At 35.6% G+C, this 2,971-nt stretch carries 3 protein-coding genes; all 3 read right to left on the reverse strand.

Annotated features, from left to right (window positions below; translation table 11 throughout):
* Window positions 1–697: metallophosphoesterase (locus ACSHXM_RS21460; RefSeq protein ID WP_435692407.1), on the reverse strand; the 697-nt coding region annotated here is incomplete at its 3' end.
* A gap of 108 nt (window positions 698–805) precedes the next feature.
* Window positions 806–1,885, reverse strand: coding sequence for a DUF4116 domain-containing protein (locus ACSHXM_RS21465; protein WP_435692409.1), 1,080 nt, complete (start codon window positions 1,883–1,885; stop codon window positions 806–808).
* 30 nt (window positions 1,886–1,915) lie between these two features.
* A complete protein-coding gene (locus ACSHXM_RS21470) occupies window positions 1,916–2,845 on the reverse strand; it encodes a DUF4116 domain-containing protein (protein ID WP_435692411.1) in 930 nt (309 codons plus the stop codon).
* Between the last annotated feature and the right edge of the window lie 126 nt (window positions 2,846–2,971).

The following is a 2,971-nucleotide window of genomic DNA, read 5'->3' on the forward strand; positions in this document are numbered from 1 at the left end:
CTTCTGGAACGGTTAATGCTAGGTTTTTGTATGTTGGTTCTATATCCAACCACCACTTAACTGGTGTGGATGTTCGGGTTTTGCCGTATTGATCTTTAAAAATAACATTTTTTGGTAAAGTTTTTTCTGGTGCTTTAACGACATCTTCAATAAGTTGATAGTGAGGATTGCCTTTAGTTGACGCAGATAAAAACACTTCATCTGGAAGTGTATTATTCGCATTAATTATTTTGTTTAATTCATCTATGGATTCTTGATGCCAACATGCATGTACAATTCTGATATGTTCTAAATCAAGATATATGGGGAGGGTTTTGAACCATGCTATGGTATCTGTGTGTTGTTTTGATCCTATAGGAAATTCTTCAAGAAAGGCTTCATGTTGCTCGAAATTTTTATGCGTATGTTTTCTCAGATATTCACCTGGTTGGTCTGGGTGTGAAGTAGCCCAACAGATTGCATTAAACTCATGGTTTCCCATTATTGCTAATGCGCTCCCATTTTGAACCATACTCTGTACAATCTGAATTGTTTTCGTTTCTTCTCTTCCTTTATCAATATAATCGCCGACAAAAATTGCTTTTCTAGATGCGTGCTCGTAGACACCATCAACTAATCGATAATCCATTTTAAGTAAAAGATTTTCAAGTTTTGTAGCGTGACCATGTATGTCACCGATAATGTCGTAAAATTGCATATGTTTCCTTAAATAATTATAAGAAGAAATAATGAAAGTAGATATTCAATTGTCTCCTAGATATCTCTAAAGTAAATCATCAAGGGATTCTCTAGTTATTAATTTGTTTTATGTTGTTTTTACGATCTCTTGCTCGTGCGGCTGTAGAGGACCAAAGAGGCTCTTCCACTTAAGCATCATTTTATCTGATTGAAGAGATTTTTCTGCGTAATCTAAGGCAAGATACTTTTCCGAAACAGCAAGAATAACAATTTCTTTATCAGCCCTAAGTTCTTTCGATGCATATTCTAGTGCAAGTCCAGTATTAGCAACTGCAAGTTTTACTACGTCTCTATCGTTACGCATTTCTTTTGACAGGCATGCTAAAGCACGACCATCTCGAATAACAGCAGCTATTGCTATATCTTTATCGTTTCGAATTGATTTATCAAAGTATTCAACTGCTGTACCATCAGCAGTAACAGTTGTGATAGCAACATCTTTATTTGATTTCATCTCTTTTGATGCATAACAAATCGTGTCTGGGTCAAACATTACTGCCGCCATGACAACATCTAAATCGTTTTGTAATTTAGCATCAGCATATTTTAATGCATTGCATCCTGATGAAACGGCCTTTATTACAATTTCTTTATCAGCACGGAGATCCTCATCAACGTATTCAAGTGCATCACCATCTTGTGATACTGCAGCAAGGACAACATCTCGATCACATCTGAGAACTTCATCTGCATATTGAATCGCAGGTCCGCATCGTTTCACAGCAGTCATCACAAAGTCTTTGTCTGATTTGAAATCAACGTCGACAAATTCAAGACATGTACCATCTTGTAAAATTGCCTTTTTAGCAATTTCACGATCTGCTTTAAAATCATCAATAAAGTGAGATATAACTGAAGCATGTTTTCCTAGAGCAAACAGTGCTAATTCGCGGTCCTTTTTTAAATCGTCAGAAATGTGCTGATAAATGTGACCAGATACTTCTAGACATTTTTTTACAAAATCCTTATCGTTAAGTAGGTTAGGATGAGCACTCATAATAACCCATTCTTCTATCATCATTGCGTATGACATAAAATCAGGATTGTTTAATAACACCTTCTCATCATTATCTTCGTAAGGATTGAAGTAGTCATAATCCTTATCTCTTAAACTATTTAAAACTTCGAACATTTCTTCGTTCATCATGCATACCTTTTACTGTAGAGGGCTATTTCATTAGTTTTCGATGATATCTTTCCACTTAAGCATCATTTCATCTGACTTAAGGGATTTGTCTGCATAATCTAAAGCATCATAATCATTTGAAATAGCAATAAAAACTATTTCTTTATCAGCTCTAAGTTCTTTCGATGCGTATTCTAGTGCACTTCCAGTATCAACAACTGCAAGTTTTACAACATCTCTATCGTTACGCATCTCTTTTGATAGATATTGCAAAGACCGACCATTTCGAATGACAGCAGCTATTGCTATATCTTTATCGTTTCGAATTGATTTATCAAAGTGTTCAATTGCCCGGCTACTAATAGTAACAGCGGTCATAGCAATTTCTTTATTTGATTTCATCTTCTTTGATGCGTACTCAATAGCATCACCGTCATACATAACTGCCGCCATTACAACATCTAAATCGTCTTGTAATTCAGCATCAGCATATTGTAATGCCCTATATCCTCTTGAAACGGCCTTGATTACAATTTCTTTATCACCACGGAGTTCTTCATCAACGTATTCAAGCGCATCTCCATCTTGTGATACAGCAGCAAGGACAATATCTCGATCACATCTCAGATCTTCATCTGCATATTGAACCGCATGTCCGCATCGTTTCACAGCAGCCATTACAAAATCTTTGTCTGACTGCAAATCTTCGTCGACATATTCCAAAAATGCACCATTTTGTAAAATTGCTTTTTTAGCAATTTCACGTTCTGATTTAAAATCATCAATAAAATAAGATATAACTGAAGCGTCTTTTTCTAGTGCAAACAGAGCCAATTCTCGGTCCTCTTTAAGCTCATCAGAAATGTGCTCATATACAATATGAGATACTGCTAAGCATTTTCGTATAAAATCCTTATCATTGAGTAGGTCGGGATGCGCATATTCAATCACCCAGTTATCCACTAACACTGCGTTAAACATGAATTCAGAATTATTTAATAATTCTTTGTCAAAATTACCTACGTCTGGGTTGTAATCCCCCCGCTAAACCAAAGTAGTCATAAGTAGAAAATTCCAATAAAATAAAACGAAGGAGTTTTCTAATGC

Origin of the sequence: Paraglaciecola sp. (assembly GCF_051252315.1) — a bacterium.
GTDB lineage: Bacteria > Pseudomonadota > Gammaproteobacteria > Enterobacterales > Alteromonadaceae > Paraglaciecola.

Bases quoted from the DNA above. Each gene is read 5' to 3' on its own strand.
- ACSHXM_RS21465 (WP_435692409.1), bottom strand. From the start codon at position 1,885: ATGATGAACGAAGAAATGTTCGAAGTTTTAAATAGTTTAAGAGATAAG.
- ACSHXM_RS21470 (WP_435692411.1), bottom strand. From the start codon at position 2,845: ATGTTTAACGCAGTGTTAGTGGATAACTGGGTGATTGAATATGCGCAT.